14 protein-coding genes are annotated in these 15872 nt (G+C 60.6%); 3 read left to right on the forward strand and 11 right to left on the reverse strand.

Going from position 1 to position 15872, the window contains the following annotated elements:
- Positions 1–158 precede the first annotated feature (158 nt).
- The 6 genes from phoU to AACY44_RS06255 all read right to left on the reverse strand — a co-directional run bounded on the left by phoU (position 159) and on the right by AACY44_RS06255 (position 8520).
- The gene (phoU, locus tag AACY44_RS06230; protein ID WP_049710891.1) at positions 159–920 is read right to left on the reverse strand and encodes a phosphate signaling complex protein PhoU; all 762 of its coding nucleotides are present in this window, start codon (positions 918–920) and stop codon (positions 159–161) included.
- A gap of 114 nt (positions 921–1034) precedes the next feature.
- Complete coding sequence (gene pstB / locus AACY44_RS06235) at positions 1035–1868, reverse strand: phosphate ABC transporter ATP-binding protein PstB (RefSeq protein ID WP_049710890.1); 834 nt, start codon at positions 1866–1868, stop codon at positions 1035–1037.
- A gap of 93 nt (positions 1869–1961) precedes the next feature.
- Positions 1962–3632, reverse strand: a complete 1671-nt coding sequence (pstA, locus tag AACY44_RS06240) for a phosphate ABC transporter permease PstA (RefSeq protein ID WP_339418670.1) — start codon at positions 3630–3632, stop codon at positions 1962–1964.
- A 15-nt stretch (positions 3633–3647) separates the two neighbouring features.
- Positions 3648–5681, reverse strand: coding sequence for an ABC transporter permease subunit (locus AACY44_RS06245; RefSeq protein WP_339418689.1), 2034 nt, complete (start codon positions 5679–5681; stop codon positions 3648–3650).
- Positions 5682–6065: 384 nt separating this feature from the next.
- Entirely contained in the window at positions 6066–7052 is a 987-nt protein-coding gene (locus AACY44_RS06250) for a phosphate ABC transporter substrate-binding protein PstS (protein WP_339418668.1), read from the reverse strand.
- A 178-nt stretch (positions 7053–7230) separates the two neighbouring features.
- Entirely contained in the window at positions 7231–8520 is a 1290-nt protein-coding gene (locus tag AACY44_RS06255; RefSeq protein WP_339418666.1) for an MFS transporter, read from the reverse strand.
- 402 nt (positions 8521–8922) lie between these two features.
- On the opposite strand from AACY44_RS06255, the gene AACY44_RS06260 reads away from it, so the two are divergent.
- Complete coding sequence (locus AACY44_RS06260; protein ID WP_003176975.1) at positions 8923–9327, forward strand: acyl-CoA thioesterase; 405 nt, start codon at positions 8923–8925, stop codon at positions 9325–9327.
- Positions 9328–9384: 57 nt separating this feature from the next.
- Positions 9385–10284, forward strand: coding sequence for a D-hexose-6-phosphate mutarotase (locus tag AACY44_RS06265; RefSeq protein ID WP_339427701.1), 900 nt, complete (start codon positions 9385–9387; stop codon positions 10282–10284).
- A 117-nt stretch (positions 10285–10401) separates the two neighbouring features.
- On the opposite strand, the gene AACY44_RS06270 is transcribed toward AACY44_RS06265, so the two are convergent.
- The 5 genes from AACY44_RS06270 to AACY44_RS06290 form a co-directional block, all read right to left on the reverse strand.
- Entirely contained in the window at positions 10402–10938 is a 537-nt protein-coding gene (locus AACY44_RS06270) for a DUF3299 domain-containing protein (RefSeq protein WP_339418662.1), read from the reverse strand.
- A 76-nt stretch (positions 10939–11014) separates the two neighbouring features.
- The gene (locus AACY44_RS06275; RefSeq protein ID WP_003231726.1) at positions 11015–11260 is read right to left on the reverse strand and encodes a GlsB/YeaQ/YmgE family stress response membrane protein; all 246 of its coding nucleotides are present in this window, start codon (positions 11258–11260) and stop codon (positions 11015–11017) included.
- 106 nt (positions 11261–11366) lie between these two features.
- Complete coding sequence (locus AACY44_RS06280) at positions 11367–12452, reverse strand: 5-(carboxyamino)imidazole ribonucleotide synthase (RefSeq protein ID WP_339436629.1); 1086 nt, start codon at positions 12450–12452, stop codon at positions 11367–11369.
- Between the two features lie 11 nt (positions 12453–12463).
- The gene (gene purE, locus AACY44_RS06285) at positions 12464–12955 is read right to left on the reverse strand and encodes a 5-(carboxyamino)imidazole ribonucleotide mutase (RefSeq protein WP_003176980.1); all 492 of its coding nucleotides are present in this window, start codon (positions 12953–12955) and stop codon (positions 12464–12466) included.
- Positions 12956–13242: 287 nt separating this feature from the next.
- On the reverse strand, positions 13243–14151 hold the full coding sequence (locus tag AACY44_RS06290) for a LysR substrate-binding domain-containing protein (RefSeq protein WP_076952091.1): 909 nt from the start codon (positions 14149–14151) through the stop codon (positions 13243–13245).
- Positions 14152–14333: 182 nt separating this feature from the next.
- Between AACY44_RS06290 and aspA the strand changes: the two genes are divergently transcribed.
- A complete protein-coding gene (gene aspA / locus AACY44_RS06295; RefSeq protein WP_339418656.1) occupies positions 14334–15758 on the forward strand; it encodes an aspartate ammonia-lyase in 1425 nt (474 codons plus the stop codon).
- The last annotated feature ends 114 nt before the right edge of the window (positions 15759–15872 follow it).

The raw sequence follows: 15872 nt of genomic DNA on the forward strand, positions 1-15872 counted from the left end.
TCCTATAAAAACTTCGGCACGCAAGACGCCTGACTGATGGCATTTTGCCAAAACTCTGCAGTCACGTTCGGACTATCTTTCATCCGAGACGTAATAAATTCAGCTGCCGCAAACGAAAACGCCCGACCAAAGGCCGGGCGTTAATTTCTCGGGCAACCTTACTTATCGTCAGTTACGCCCGGAACATTAGGGATTTGATCGACTGAACCTTCAACTTCGGCCTTCATACGCTTAAGGCCCATGTGCCGTACGTCGGTACCGCGCACCAGGTAGATCACCAATTCCGAGATATTGCGCGCGTGGTCGCCGATGCGCTCCAGGGAGCGCAGTACCCAGATAATGCTCAAGACCCGCGAGATAGAGCGCGGATCTTCCATCATGTAGGTCGCCAGCTCGCGAAGCGCGGTCTTGTATTCGCGGTCAATGACCTTGTCGTACTGGGCCACCGACAGGGCCAGGTCGGCGTCGAAGCGCGCAAACGCGTCGAGTGCATCACGCACCATGTTGCGCACTTGGTCGCCGATATGACGCACTTCCACATAACCGCGCGGTGCTTCGCCTTCTTCGCACAGCTGGATGGCACGGCGGGCGATCTTGGTGGCTTCGTCGCCGATGCGCTCCAGGTCGATCACCGACTTGGAGATGCTGATGATCAAACGCAAGTCGGAGGCCGCCGGCTGGCGACGGGCGAGAATGCGCAGGCATTCCTCGTCGATGTTGCGTTCCATCTGGTTTATCTGGTCATCGATCTCACGCACTTGCTGGGCCAAGCCCGAGTCGGCCTCGATCAGCGCAGTAACGGCGTCGTTGACTTGCTTCTCCACCAACCCGCCCATCGCCAGGAGGTGGCTGCGCACTTCCTCAAGCTCGGCGTTGAACTGCGCGGAGATATGGTGGGTGAGGCCTTCTTTGCTAATCATGCGTTTGCTCCGCAAAAGCTGTAAGCCGCAAGCTACAAGCTGCAAGCTGATGTGTGTCGTTGATCAAACTGCTTTTACTTGCCGCTTGAAACGTGCGGCTTGCAGCTGCTCGAACTAGCCGTAGCGACCGGTGATGTAGTCTTCGGTCTGCTTCTTCGCCGGATTGGTGAACAGAGTATCGGTATCGCCGAATTCCACCAGCTTGCCCATGTACATGAACGCGGTGTAGTCGGAAACCCGCGCCGCCTGTTGCATGTTGTGGGTCACGATGACGATGGTGAACTTGGACTTGAGCTCGTAGATCAGCTCTTCAACCTTCAGCGTCGAAATCGGATCGAGTGCCGAGCAAGGTTCGTCGAGCAGCAGCACTTCCGGTTCCACCGCGATGGTGCGCGCGATCACCAAACGTTGCTGCTGGCCGCCGGACAAGCCGAGTGCCGACTCGTGCAGGCGGTCTTTGACCTCGTCCCACAGCGCCGCGCCCTTGAGTGCCCACTCAACCGCTTCGTCGAGAATGCGCTTCTTGTTGATGCCCTGGATGCGCAGGCCGTAGACCACGTTTTCGTAGATGGTCTTGGGGAACGGGTTGGGCTTCTGGAACACCATGCCCACGCGGCGGCGCAGCTCGGCCACGTCTTCGCCCTTGCGGTAGATGTTGGTGCCGTAGAGGTTGATGGCACCTTCCACGCGGCAACCGTCGACCAGGTCGTTCATGCGGTTGAAGGTGCGCAGCAGCGTCGACTTGCCGCAGCCCGACGGGCCGATGAAGGCGGTCACACGCTGCTTGGGGATGTTCATGCTGACGTCGAACAGCGCCTGCTTTTCACCGTAGTACAGGCTCAGGCCCGGCACTTCGATGGCCACGGTTTCCTGCGCCAGGCTCAGGCTCTGCTTGTCGCGACCCAGGGCAGACATGTTGATGCCGTGGGAATGGGTGTCTTGTTGCATGGTCTCACTCCGTTCGTAGCTGCACGCTTTTAGCTGCAAGCTGCAAGATTTGAGCAAAAGCGGCTTGCAGCTTGCCGCTTGTGGCGAATGGCTTTAGCTGTCCAACGCTTTGTATTTTTCGCGCAGGTGGTTACGGATCCACACCGCCGACAAGTTGAGCGTGGCGATCACCAGCACCAGCAGCAAGGCGGTGGCGTACACCAGTGGCCGTGCCGCCTCGACGTTAGGGCTCTGGAAGCCGACGTCATAGATATGGAAGCCCAGGTGCATGATCTTCTGGTCCAGGTGCAAGTACGGATAGTTGCCGTCCAGCGGCAGCGACGGGGCCAGCTTCACTACACCTACCAGCATCAGCGGCGCCACTTCACCGGCGGCGCGGGCCACGGCGAGGATCATGCCGGTCATCATCGCCGGGCTGGCCATCGGCAGTACGATCTTCCACAGCGTCTCCGCCTTGGTCGCGCCGAGTGCCAAGGAACCTTCACGTACGGTGCGAGGAATCCGCGCCAGGCCTTCTTCAGTGGCCACGATCACCACCGGCACCGCCAGCAGCGCAAGGGTCAACGAAGCCCAAAGCAGGCCCGGCGTACCGAAGGTCGGCGCCGGCAGGGCTTCGGCGAAGAACAGGCGGTCAACCGAGCCACCCAATACATACACGAAGAAGCCCAGGCCGAATACGCCGTAGACGATGGCCGGTACGCCGGCCAGGTTGTTCACGGCAATACGGATGATGCGCGTCAAGGTGTTCTGCTTGGCGTATTCACGCAGGTACACCGCCGCCAGCACGCCGAACGGCGTCACGATCATCGCCATGATCAGGGTCATCATCACGGTGCCGAAGATGGCCGGGAAGATCCCGCCTTCGGTGTTGGCTTCCCGTGGGTCATCGCTGAGGAATTCCCAGACCTTGGTGAAGTAGAAGCCGATCTTGGTAACAGTGCCCATGGCATTCGGCTGATAGGCGTGCACCACCTTACCGATACCGATTTCGACTTCCTTGCCGCTGCCGTCACGGGCGGTCAGCGAGTCGCGGTTGAACTGGGCATGCAGGTCGGCCAAGCGTGCCTCGATGTCCTGGTAACGGGCGTTCAGTTCCGCGCGGTCAGCGTCCATGTCGGCTTGGGCGGCGGCGTCGAGCTTACCTTCCAGCTCGAGTTTGCGACCGTGCAGGCGGATGCGTTCAAGGCCGGCATTGATCGCGCCTATGTCGGACTTCTCCAGGGTCTTGAGCTGGGCAGCCAGCTTGTTGACGCGGTCGACCCGGGCCTGCAGCTCTGGCCACGCAGCTTCGCCTTCGGCGATGACCTTGCCATCCTGTTTGACGTTGACCAGCGTGCCGTAGAAGTTGCCCCACTCACGCCGCTCAATGGTCATCAGGTTCGCAGGCGTGGTCTGGTCCTTGAGCCACTCGCCGACGATCCAGGTGAAGTCGTTGCCGTTCAGGTCGCGGTTGCCGACCTTGATCAGCTCGCGGGTCATGAATTCCGGGCCTTGGTTCGGCACGGGCAGGCCAGCGCTTTTCAGGCGCTCACGCGGTACTTCTTCTTTCTGCACCACTTCGCCGATGACGATGTGATTGGCCTGGCCCGGTACCGTGTAGTTGGCCTGGATCAGGTCGGCTGGCCAGAAGTGGCCCAAACCACGCACCGCAATCACAGCCAGCAAACCAATGGTCATGATGACCGCGATGGACACCGCGCCACCGCTGATCCAGACGCCAGGGGCGCCGCTCTTGAACCATCCATTCAGGGAGTTCTGTTTCACAGACTTCTACCTTTCTTAAAGCGACGAGTATTTCTTGCGCAGACGCTGACGGATCAGCTCGGCGAGGGTGTTCATGATGAAGGTGAACAACAGCAGCACCATCGCCGAGAGGAACAGCACGCGGTAGTGACTACCGCCGACTTCCGACTCGGGCATTTCCACCGCGACGTTGGCCGCGAGCGTGCGCAGGCCTTCGAACAGGTTCATCTCCATCACCGGGGTGTTACCGGTGGCCATCAACACGATCATGGTCTCGCCGACAGCGCGGCCCATGCCGATCATCAGCGCCGAGAAGATGCCCGGGCTGGCGGTCAGAATCACCACGCGGGTCATGGTCTGCCACGGCGTAGCGCCCAGGGCCAGGGAGCCCAGGGTCAGGCCGCGCGGCACGCTGAACACAGCGTCTTCGGCGATGGAGTAAATGTTCGGGATCACCGCGAAACCCATGGCCAAACCGACCACCAGGGCGTTGCGCTGGTCGTAGGTGATGCCCAGGTCGTGGGAGATCCACATACGCATGTCACCGCCAAAGAACCAGGTTTCCAGGTAGGGGCTCATGTACAGCGATAGCCAACCCACAAACAGGATCACCGGGATCAGGATCGCACTTTCCCAACCATCGGGAACCCGCAGGCGGATCGACTCAGGCAGGCGGCTGAACACAAAGCCGGCGACCAGGATGCCAATCGGCAACAGCATCAGCAGGCTGAAAATGCCCGGTAGATGCCCTTCCACATACGGCGCCAGGAACAGGCCGGCGAAGAAGCCGAGGATCACCGTCGGCATGGCTTCCATCAGCTCGATCACCGGCTTCACCTTGCGGCGCAGGCTCGGGGCCATGAAGTAAGCGGTGTAGATCGCGGCGGCAACTGCGAGCGGCGCAGCCAGCAGCATGGCGTAGAACGCAGCCTTCAAGGTGCCGAAGGTCAGCGGGGCCAGGCTCATCTTGGGCTCGAAGTCGGTGTTGGCGGCGGTCGATTGCCAGACGTATTTAGGCTCGTCGTAGTTTTCGTACCAGACCTTGCTCCACAACGCGCTCCAGGAGACTTCCGGGTGCGGGTTGTCCAGCATCAACGGTTGCAACTTGCCGCCGGCTTCCACAATTACGCGGTTGGCCCGTGGCGATATGCCGAACACGCCCTCGCCATCGACCACCGGGTCGACCAGCAGGGTGCGGTGCGCGGTGCTGTGGAACACGCCAAACTTGCCGGACGCATCGAGGGCGGTAAAGCCTTTGCGGCGCTCTTCGGCGGATATTTCAACGATAGGCGTGGTGCCCATCTGGAAGGTGCGGATCTGCTTGAGGTGCTGCTCGCCATCCGGGTCACGGGCCATGAACCACTGGGCCAGGCCGCCCTTGGAGTTACCGATGATCAGCGAGATACCACCCACCAACTGAGTGCTGGCGGTGACTTCAGCGTTGCCGTCTTCCAGCAGCTTGTAGCGACCGTTGAGGCTTTTGTCGCGCAGGCTGAATACATCGGCGAGGGCACGGCCGTTAATCACATAGAGCCACTGCTGGCGTGGGTCGATGAAGATCGCCTTCACGGGCTCAGTCATTTGCGGCAGTTCGATACGCTTCTGCTCGCTGGTGACTTCGCCGGTCATCATGTTTTCTTCACGGCTCAGGGACAACACGTTCAAGTGCGAACCGGCCGAACCTGCGACTACCAAGGTGGAGTCCGTGGCGTTGAGGGCGACGTGCTCCAGCGGACGGCCAGCGTTATCCAGCACGATCGGCGTTTCGCCGTAAGGGTATTCGATTGCAGGCGAAATGGTTTTCTTGCCGTCCGGGTAGGACACCTTATAGGTGTGGCGGAATACCAGGGACTGGCCATTGGACAAACCAAGGATCACCAGCGGGCTGCCGGGTTGGTCTTCGCCGATGGACGCAACGCTGGCGCCGGCGGGCAGCGGCAGGTCGACACGCTTGAGTTCGGCGCCCGTCGCTACATCAAAAAACAGCGCCTGGCCCTTGTCGGAAACCCGCATGGCGACTTGGTTCTGTTCTTCGAGGGAAATCATCAGCGGCTTGCCGGCGTCCTGGATCCAGGCCGGGGTCAGTGCGTCTTCCTTGGTCAATGAGGCGCCCTGGAACAAGGGCGCGACTACATAAGCAAGAAAGAAGAAAATCAGGGTGATGGCGCCGAGGACAGCGAGGCCGCCGACCAGTACATACCAACGGGTCAGTCGGTCCTTGAGCGCGCGAATGCGGCGTTTGCGTTGCAGCTCAGGCGTATTGAAATCAATGCGCTTGGGGGGAGAAGTCGTCGTCATGGTGGAATTGGCCAGATCATTCATGCGCACACCCTAGCGATCCTGTATGACAGAAAGATGACAGTGCAGTGACGCAAAAAATCCGCCGCGAAGCATAGCTGGCAGCGGATTGGAAAATTCGGACGCGGAGCCGGCAGGCCGGCCCCGCAGAGGCAATCAGTTGCCTTCTTTCAGACCCAGGTCAGCCAGTGCCTTGGCGGCAACTTTGGCTGGCAGTGGGATGTAGCCGTCTTTCACTACAACTTCCTGGCCCTGTTTGGACAGCACCAGTTTCACGAACTCAGCTTCCAGCGGCGCCAGAGGCTTGTTCGGTGCTTTGTTGACGTACACATAGAGGAAGCGCGACAGCGGGTATTTGCCGTTCAGGGCGTTTTCTTCGCTGTCTTCGATGAACTCAGTGCTGCCTTTTTTGGCCAGGGCCACTGTTTTCACGCTGGCCGTCTTGTAGCCGATGCCCGAGTAACCGATGCCGTTCAGCGAAGAGCTGATCGACTGCACGACCGAAGCCGAGCCCGGTTGTTCGTTCACATTTGGCTTGTAGTCGCCTTTGCACAGGGCTTCTTCTTTGAAGTAGCCGTAGGTGCCGGACACCGAGTTACGACCGAACAGTTGTACTGGCTTGTTGGCCAGGTCGCCGGTCACGCCCAGGTCACCCCAGGTTTTCACTTCAGCTTTAGCACCGCACAGGCGAGTCGACGAGAAGATGGCGTCGACTTGTTCCATGGTCAGGTGCTGGATCGGGTTGTCCTTGTGCACGAATACAGCCAGGGCATCCACGGCAACCGGGATAGCGGTTGGCTTGTAGCCGTACTTCTGCTCGAAGGCGGCCAGTTCGGTGTCCTTCATCTTGCGGCTCATCGGGCCCAGGTTGGAGGTGCCTTCAGTCAGCGCAGGTGGCGCGGTAGCGGAGCCGGCAGCTTGAATCTGGATGTTGACGTTCGGGTATTCCTTCTTGTAACCCTCGGCCCACAGGGTCATCAGGTTAGCCAGGGTATCGGAACCGACGCTGGACAAGTTGCCCGACACACCAGTGGTTTTAACGTAAGCCGGGATTGCCGGATCAACGCCAGCGGCCACCGCGTTGGCGGTCGCAACGCCAGCAGCGACAAAAGTCATTGCCGCCATCAAACGTTTCAGTTTCATGCCTTGCTCCTAGCAGATAGGGATAATTGGATCGGGGCCAAGTATCAGGAGGCCGTGTGAACACTCTATGTCGGGAATGTGACAGTTAGATGAAAGGCCACTATTGGCAAGGGAGGGGATACAGCGAGGAACGGCCATCACTCCCACGCAGGCCGTGGGAGTGACCGTTATCAAACAATCAGCGGGAGCGCTTCCAGAGATACCCACCCACCACCATCCCCATCACACACAGCGCGGCAACGTAGTAGGCCGGGCCCATTGGGCTTTCTTTCATCAACAGCGACACGGCCAGCGGCGTCAGCCCGCCGAACACGGCGTAGGCCACGTTGTAGGAGAACGACAACCCGCTGAAGCGCACCACGGGCGGGAAGGCTTTGACCATCACGTATGGCACTACGCCGATGGTGCCTACGAACAGGCCGGTCAAGGCGTACAGCGGGAACAGCCAGTCCGGGTGGGCCATCAGGCTGTGATACAGCGTCCAGGAAGTCGCCAGTAACAGCGCACAACCGACGATCAGCACGCGGCCGGCGCCGAAACGGTCGGCCAGGGCGCCCGAGGCGATGCAGCCCAGGCTCAGGGTGACGATGGCCAGGCTGTTGGCCTGCAGCGCCACGGTCGGGCTGAAGTGGTAAACGGTTTGCAGCACAGTCGGGGTCATCAGGATGACCACCACGACGCCGGCGGACAGCAGCCAGGTCAGCAGCATCGACAGCACAATGGCGCCACGGTGGTCGCGCAACACGGCGCGCAACGGCAACTCGGCGGCCAGGGTCTTGCGTTGCTGCATCTCGGCGAAGATCGGTGTTTCATGCAGCCACCGGCGCAGGTACACCGACAGCAGGCCGAACACACCGCCGAGCAGGAACGGGATCCGCCAGGCGTAATCGGAGACCTGCTCCGGGGTATAAAGCGTGTTAATGGCGGTGGCCACCAGCGAACCCAGCAAAATGCCGGCGGTCAGGCCGCTGGTCAGGGTGCCGCAGGCGTAGCCGATATGGCGTGGCGGTACGTGCTCGGAGACAAACACCCAGGCGCCTGGTACTTCGCCACCAATGGCTGCGCCCTGGATGATGCGCATCAGCAGTAGCAGGACTGGCGCCCACAGGCCGATCTGCGCGTAAGTCGGCAGCAGGCCCATGATCAGGGTCGGCACGGCCATCATGAAGATGCTCAGGGTGAACATCTTCTTGCGACCCAGTAGGTCACCGAAGTGCGCCATGATAATGCCGCCCAACGGGCGTGCCAGGTAACCCGCGGCGAAGATGCCGAAGGTCTGCATCATGCGCAGCCATTCGGGCATGTCGAGGGGGAAGAAGAGTTTCCCGACCACGGTGGCGAAAAACACGAAAATGATGAAATCATAAAACTCCAACGCCCCGCCCAAGGCAGACAGCGACAGGGTTTTGTAGTCGTTGCGGGTCAGCGGGCGCGAAGGTTGCGCACTGCTTGCAGGCACGGAGGACATGGCAAGGCTTCTCTTATTAGTCAGAACGGCAAGCCCGAGGTGTTGGAAGGGCCGGAGCAGGTTCGGCAAGATAGCAAATCGCCCGGAAAAGCACACCAGAAGCACAGTTGTCACAAAAAGCCCCCATACAGCCGCGATTTGCCGACCAAATGAGCCCCCAGAGGTCGTCGTGGCGCCAGGGTCCCGATATACTCGGCCCTTGCAGGCGCAAGAACCGCAGTCTTGAGGGGCTGCTGTGCCAAAACGTTGTTGGGTGCCGTCCAGCCGATTTGGCAGAGTTTCCCTTTAGTACGCCTTACGAGAAATGCATCACGCGGTGTATGTTGGTGCTCAAACGTTTTTCCATAAGACGGCTATCCACTTGAAATACCCATGAAGCGTCACGGGTCAGAGGCCCTCGGCATGATCGAACTCGAACAAGAAGATCCAATCCCGCAAGGCGATCTCGCCCTGCAAATCACCGCGCTTCCACGTGAAACCAACGGTTTCGGCGATATCTTCGGCGGCTGGCTGGTCGCGCAGATGGACCTCGCCGGCACAGCCATGGCCAGCAAGGTCGCGGGCGGGCGTGTCGCCACCGTGGCGATTGATCGCATGGCGTTCCTTGTGCCGGTCGCGGTGGGCGCACAGCTTTCCTTCTATACCCAGGCCCTGGAAATCGGCCGTAGCTCGATCCAGATGATGGTCGAAGTGTGGAGCGACGACCCGCTGTCCAGCGAATGGCGCAAGGTCACCGAGGCCGTATTCGTGTTCGTCGCCATCGATGGCAGCGGCCGTACGCGCTCGGTACCGTCACGCGCGCGTTAAACCTCACACGGTTTTGACGGTCAATTGCCCCATTGCCTGCCATTGAAGAGTGTTGCTATGCCTACGCCCCACGTTGAGACCGTGAAAATCGACGAGCTGGATTGCTGGCGCATCCGCCACAACGGCGCCGAACTGATGGTGGCCCAACAGGGCGCACATATCTTCAGTTACGGACGCGACGGCGAGCAGCCGCTGATCTGGCCGAACCCTGAAGCGGTGTTCAAGCAAGGCAAAGGCATTCGTACTGGTGTCCCCGTGTGTTGGCCGTGGTTTGGCGTGTTCGACCGCAACCCCCAGAGCGTCAAGGCGATGCGTCAAAGCGATCAGCCTGCCGGCGCGCACGGTTTTGCGCGCACAGCACGCTGGGAATTGGCCGCTACCAGGCTTGAAGGCAAGGCATTGCGCGTTGACCTGATGCTGCCAGTACCCGCGGGCGGCTTCCCTGGTTGGCCCCATCAAGTCGACCTGACACTCAGCCTGCTGCTCGACGACCAACTGCATATCCGCCTCACCAGCCACAACCGTGGCACCGACACCGTGACCTTCAGCCAGGCGCTGCACACTTATTTCGCCGTGAGCGATGTGCGCAACGTGCAGGTCGAAGGGCTGGACGGATCGGCGTATATCGATACCGCCGACGGCTGGAGCACAAAACAGCAATCCGGGCTGCTGCACTTCACCGGCGAGACCGACCGAATCTACCTGGATACACCCGCGCAGTTGAGCATCATCGATAACGACTGGCAGCGCCGTATCCAGCTCACCGGCCAGGGTTCGAAGTCGACCGTGATCTGGAACCCCTGGACCGAGCGTGCCAAGGCCTTTGATGACATGGCTGACGATGGCTGGACAGGCATGCTGTGCATCGAAACAGCGAATGTGCTGGATGATGTGATAAGCCTGGCACCCGGTGAAAGCCACACGCTGGGCGTGAGCATCGCCGGTATCGCCCTGTAAACGCCGATCAAAATGTGGGAGCTGGCTTGCCTGCGATGCAGACGATTCGGTGTATCAGTGACACCGAGCCGATGCTATCGCAGGCAAACCAGCTCCCACATTGATTGGTGTTGAGCCCTAGAGATCAGATTCCTTCACCACCCGTACCTTCCCCGCATCCAGGGCATAGGCGGCGTCGGCCAAATCGTTGTTGACCTTCTCCACCTTCAACGTGCCCGTGACCCACAGCGGCGTGTAAATATCATCCAGCTTCAGCCCTTTGGGATAACGCACCAACACTAATTGGTTAGGCGGCGGTGGCGGCACATGGATACACGCGCCCGGATACGGCACCAGGAAGAACAGCGTGCTGCGGCCCTTGGCGTCGGTTTCCAACGGCACCGGGTAGCCGCCGATGCGGATGTTCTTGCCGTTCATGGCCGCCACGGTCTTGGCGGAATACATCACCGCCGGCAAGCCCTTGCTCTGCTTCAAGCCGCCTTTTTCGGTAAAGGTGCCTTGGGCTTCGGGCGAGTTGTGGTCGATCTCGGGCATGGCTTCGAGGGCTTTTTGATCCGACAGCGGCATCAGGTCGAGCCAGTCGGTTTCCGGCAGTTCGCCGGCGTGTGCCAGGCCAGAGCCCAGCAAGAGGAGAGTCAATAGAAGACGGCGCATGGAGAGGCTCGCAAGTACAAGTGCCGAGCATTCTAGCCCTCTGCGCCTGCGCAGCGCAGAGGACTTTGTCGGCTGATTACTTTCTTTTGATCAAGCCGTAGATCACCAGCAGCACGATGGCGCCGACCAAGGCACCGAGGAAGCCTGCGCCTTGACCCGCCTGGTAGATACCCAGTGCCTGACCACCGTAGGTCGCGGCCAGAGAGCCGGCGATACCCAACAGGATGGTCATGATCCAGCCCATGCTGTCGTCGCCAGGCTTGAGGAAACGCGCGAGCAGACCGACGATCAAGCCGATAAAGATGGTTCCGATGATACCCATGGCATTTCCCTCTGATTGAAAGTGAACTATGCCAAAGCCTAGTCAGGCTTGGGCATCCTGCAATCAGAGGATGGCGGTCACCGAATGGTTCCCGCCGATCCCTGAGTTATTGTTCGGCGATCAGCGCCTCGACCTTGAGGATCTGCGCTTCGAGAGTCGCACGGTCTTTGCAGCGCAGGTTGGCGTGACCGACCTTGCGCCCGGCCTTGAAGGCCTTGCCGTAGTGATGCAGGTGACAGTCGTCGATGGCGATGACTTTTTCCACCGGCGGTACCACACCGATGAAGTTGAGCATGGCGCTTTCGCCGACCTTGGCCGTGGAACCCAGCGGCAAGCCCGCAACCGCCCGCAGGTGGTTTTCGAACTGGCTGCACTCGGCACCTTCGGTGGTCCAGTGCCCGGAATTGTGCACGCGCGGGGCAATTTCGTTGGCCTTCAGGCCACCGTCGACTTCAAAGAACTCGAACGCCATCACGCCCACATAGTCCAGTTGCGTGAGCACACGGCTGGAATAATCTTCGGCCAGCGCCTGCAACGGGTGATCGGTGCTGGCCACGGACAGCTTGAGAATGCCACTGTCGTGGGTGTTGTGCACCAACGGGTAGAAGCGGGTTTCGCCATCACGTGCACGCACAGCGATCAGCGAGACTTCACCCGTGAACGGCACGAAGCCTTCCAACAGGCACGCGACGCTGCCCAGTTCGTTAAAGGTACCAACCACATCGGCGGCAGTGCGCAGAACTTTCTGGCCCTTGCCGTCATAACCCAGGGTGCGGGTTTTCAGCACGGCCGGCAGGCCGATGTTGGCGACAGCGGCGTCCAGGTCCGCCTGGGACTGGATGTCGGCGAAGGCTGGGGTCGGAATGCCCAGGTCCTTGAACATACTTTTCTCAAACCAGCGGTCGCGGGCAATGCGCAAGGCTTCAGCGCTCGGATAGACCGGCACGAACTGCGACAGGAACGCTACGGTTTCAGCCGGAACGCTTTCGAACTCGAAGGTCACCAGATCGACTTCGTCGGCCAGTTGGCGCAGGTGGTCCGGGTCGCTGTAGTCAGCCCGCAGGTGTTCACCCAAGGCGGACGCGCAGGCGTCCGGCGCCGGGTCCAGGAAAGCGAAGTTCATCCCCAGCGGGGTGCCCGCCAAGGCCAGCATGCGGCCCAATTGGCCGCCACCGATTACACCGATTTTCATCGTCAACAACCTCAGGCGATACGTGGGTCTGGATTGTCCAGCACGCTGTCTGTCTGCTCAGCACGGAATTTTTTCAGCACCGCGTGGAACTGCGGGTGCTTGGCGCCCAGGATGCTGGCGGACAGCAAAGCGGCGTTGATCGCGCCGGCCTTGCCGATCGCCAGGGTCGCCACCGGAATGCCGGCTGGCATCTGCACGATGGACAACAGCGAATCCACGCCCGAGAGCATCGCCGACTGCACCGGCACACCAAGCACCGGCAGGTGCGTCTTGGCCGCACACATGCCAGGCAAGTGCGCTGCACCGCCGGCACCGGCAATGATCACCTCAATGCCACGGGATTCTGCTTCATCGGCATACTGGAACAGCAAATCCGGGGTGCGGTGGGCGGAGACCACCTTCACTTCATACGGAATGCCGAGTTTTTCCAGCATATCGGCGGTGTGGCTAAGGGTGGACCAATCGGACTTGGAGCCCATGATCACGCCAACCAATGCACTCATCGTCGTGCCTCTTCTCTCTGGGCGCCCGCGGGCGCGTCAAAAAACAACAAGCCACGCGGGAAATCCGGCGTGGCTTGTTGTACGAAATTGGGCCAGTTGGACCGGCCGAAGGCCGCGCAGTATACCGTAATAATTAAGATAAACAGCCCCTTGGATGACCATCTGTCTAGCGGCGCAAAGTGGCGGTTTTATTGACTTATGAGTCAGTCCAAGGCGCTGGAGAATCATGTGGGAGCGAGCAAGTCGACGCGTGGAACCGCCGCTCCCATATTTGATTTTCGTCGCCCTCAGGTGCCTTGCGCCGCGCCACCTTCCAGTTTGCGCCACAACAACCGCACGTTCGCCTTGCGCACCAACGCACAGCGATACAAACGAATCTCCAGCGGCACATGCCATTGCGGCCCGCCGCACACCACCAATTCCCCGCGCGCCAGTTCAGCGCGTACGCTGAGCTGCGGCACCCAGGCGATGCCCAACCCTTCCAAGGCCATGCTTTTGAGGCTGTCCGCCATGGCGGTTTCGTAAACCGTGGTAAAGCGCAGCGCACGCTGGCGCAGCAGCAAGTTCACCGAACGCCCGAGAAACGCACCGGCGCTGTAGGCCAGCAACGGCACGCTGCCCTCGCCTTCCAGGTCGAACAGTGGCTTGCCGTCGGCATCGGCGGCGCATACCGGGAGCATTTCGGTGTTGCCCAGGTGCAAGGACGGGAAGATTTCGGCGTCCATCTGCATCGCCGCGTCGGGATCGTAGAACGCGAGCATCAGGTCGCAACCGCCTTCGCGCAGGGCGTGCACGGCATCGCCGACGTTGGTCGCAACCAGCCGCGTGGCGATGTTCAATCCTTCGTTGCGCAGTTGCGCGATCCAGCGCGGGAAGAAGCCCAGTGCCAGGGAGTGGGCAGCCGCCACTTGCATGACTTCGCCCTGCCCGCCTTCCAGATGATGCAAATGGCGCAGCACTTCACCGAGCTGTTCGACCACGGTGCGCGCGGTGACCAAAAACAGCTGCCCCGCCGCCGTCAGCTCCACCGGGGTGCGTGAGCGGTTGACCAAGGTCAGGCCTAGCGCAGCTTCCAGGCTGCGGATGCGTCGGCTGAACGCCGGCTGGGTGACGAAGCGCCGTTCTGCCGCCTGTGAAAAACTGCGCGTTGCCGCCAGGGCACTGAAGTCTTCCAGCCATTTGCTCTCAAGGTTCATCACTTGCTCCCACGGGTACGCACCATTTTGGCACACACGCCCGCCATCATAGCTGGGTCACATGCGCATTATGCCGTTTGTGCATAGGCCAGTGCTTAACAGCATTGGCCCAAAAACGTCTACACGCCTAGCATTCGCAGCGTTCCGGCCTGTTCCGGGTCCCTATTGAGATGATTTTCGTCATGTCCTCCGCTGCATCATTCCGCACAGAAAAAGACCTGCTTGGCGTACTCGAAGTACCTGCCCAAGCGTATTACGGCATCCAGACCCTGCGAGCGGTGAATAACTTCCGCCTCTCGGGCGTTCCGATTTCGCATTACCCGAAATTGGTGGTCGGCCTGGCAATGGTCAAACAAGCAGCCGCTGACGCCAACCGCGAGTTGGGCCAGCTCAGCGAAGCCAAGCACGCTGCCATCAGCGAAGCCTGTGCCCGCCTGATACGCGGCGATTTCCACGAAGAATTCGTGGTGGACATGATTCAAGGCGGCGCCGGCACTTCAACCAACATGAATGCCAACGAAGTCATCGCCAACATCGCGTTGGAGGCCATGGGCCACAACAAGGGCGAATACCAGTACCTGCACCCGAACAACGACGTGAACATGGCGCAGTCGACCAACGACGCCTACCCGACCGCGATCCGCCTGGGTCTGCTGCTGGGCCATGACGCGTTACTGGCCAGCCTCGACAGCCTGATCCAGGCGTTCGCTGCCAAGGGCGTCGAGTTCAGCCACGTGCTGAAAATGGGCCGTACCCAATTGCAAGACGCCGTGCCGATGACGCTCGGCCAGGAATTCCGCGCCTTCGCCACTACCCTCAGCGAAGACTTGGCCCGCCTGAAAACCCTGGCGCCAGAACTGCTGACCGAAGTGAACCTGGGCGGCACCGCCATCGGCACCGGCATCAACGCCGACCCGCGTTACCAGGCCCTGGCCGTTCAGCGTCTGGCAACCATCAGCGGCCAGCCGCTGGTACCGGCTGCCGACCTGATCGAAGCCACCTCCGACATGGGCGCGTTCGTGCTGTTCTCCGGCATGCTCAAGCGGACCGCGGTGAAACTGTCGAAGATTTGCAACGACCTGCGCCTGCTGTCCAGCGGCCCACGTACCGGCATCAACGAAATCAACCTGCCGGCACGCCAGCCAGGCAGCTCGATCATGCCCGGCAAGGTCAACCCGGTCATCCCGGAAGCCGTTAACCAGGTCGCGTTCCAAGTCATCGGCAACGACCTGGCGCTGACCATGGCCGCCGAAGGCGGCCAACTGCAACTGAACGTGATGGAGCCGCTGATCGCCTTCAAGATCTTCGACTCGATCCGCCTGCTGCAACGCTCCATGGACATGCTGCGCGAGCACTGCATCGTCGGCATCACCGCCAACGAAGCCCGCTGCCGCGAACTGGTGGAGCATTCCATCGGCCTGGTCACCGCGCTGAACCCTTACATCGGCTATGAAAACGCTACCCGCATCGCCCGTATCGCCCTTGAAAGCGGGCGTGGCGTGCTGGAACTGGTGCGCGAAGAAGGCTTGCTCGACGACGCCATGCTCGACGACATCCTGCGCCCCGAAAACATGATCGCTCCACGCTTGGTCCCGCTGAAGGCCTAAGCGTTTGTTGCACCGCTCACCAGGCTGAGGGACTAGACACCTCTCACCTTTTGAGGGCCTGAAGATTTCGATCTTCAGGCCCTTTTTTTTGACGCCTCTTATTATGCGGCCTTC

The organism is Pseudomonas sp. RA_15y_Pfl1_P11, from assembly GCF_963970975.1.
GTDB lineage: Bacteria > Pseudomonadota > Gammaproteobacteria > Pseudomonadales > Pseudomonadaceae > Aquipseudomonas > Aquipseudomonas tritici.

What these genes read in the sequence shown, in the direction of transcription:
- AACY44_RS06265 (WP_339427701.1), top strand. Translation starts at nt 9,385, where the DNA reads ATGCCTACGCCCCACGTTGAGACCGTGAAAATCGACGAGCTGGATTGC.
- AACY44_RS06275 (WP_003231726.1), bottom strand. Translation starts at nt 11,260, where the DNA reads ATGGGTATCATCGGAACCATCTTTATCGGCTTGATCGTCGGTCTGCTC.
- phoU (WP_049710891.1), bottom strand. Translation starts at nt 920, where the DNA reads ATGATTAGCAAAGAAGGCCTCACCCACCATATCTCCGCGCAGTTCAAC.
- purE (WP_003176980.1), bottom strand. Translation starts at nt 12,955, where the DNA reads ATGAGTGCATTGGTTGGCGTGATCATGGGCTCCAAGTCCGATTGGTCC.
- aspA (WP_339418656.1), top strand. Translation starts at nt 14,334, where the DNA reads ATGTCCTCCGCTGCATCATTCCGCACAGAAAAAGACCTGCTTGGCGTA.
- AACY44_RS06270 (WP_339418662.1), bottom strand. Translation starts at nt 10,938, where the DNA reads ATGCGCCGTCTTCTATTGACTCTCCTCTTGCTGGGCTCTGGCCTGGCA.
- pstB (WP_049710890.1), bottom strand. Translation starts at nt 1,868, where the DNA reads ATGCAACAAGACACCCATTCCCACGGCATCAACATGTCTGCCCTGGGT.
- AACY44_RS06260 (WP_003176975.1), top strand. Translation starts at nt 8,923, where the DNA reads ATGATCGAACTCGAACAAGAAGATCCAATCCCGCAAGGCGATCTCGCC.
- AACY44_RS06290 (WP_076952091.1), bottom strand. Translation starts at nt 14,151, where the DNA reads ATGAACCTTGAGAGCAAATGGCTGGAAGACTTCAGTGCCCTGGCGGCA.
- AACY44_RS06280 (WP_339436629.1), bottom strand. Translation starts at nt 12,452, where the DNA reads ATGAAAATCGGTGTAATCGGTGGCGGCCAATTGGGCCGCATGCTGGCC.
- AACY44_RS06255 (WP_339418666.1), bottom strand. Translation starts at nt 8,520, where the DNA reads ATGTCCTCCGTGCCTGCAAGCAGTGCGCAACCTTCGCGCCCGCTGACC.
- AACY44_RS06250 (WP_339418668.1), bottom strand. Translation starts at nt 7,052, where the DNA reads ATGAAACTGAAACGTTTGATGGCGGCAATGACTTTTGTCGCTGCTGGC.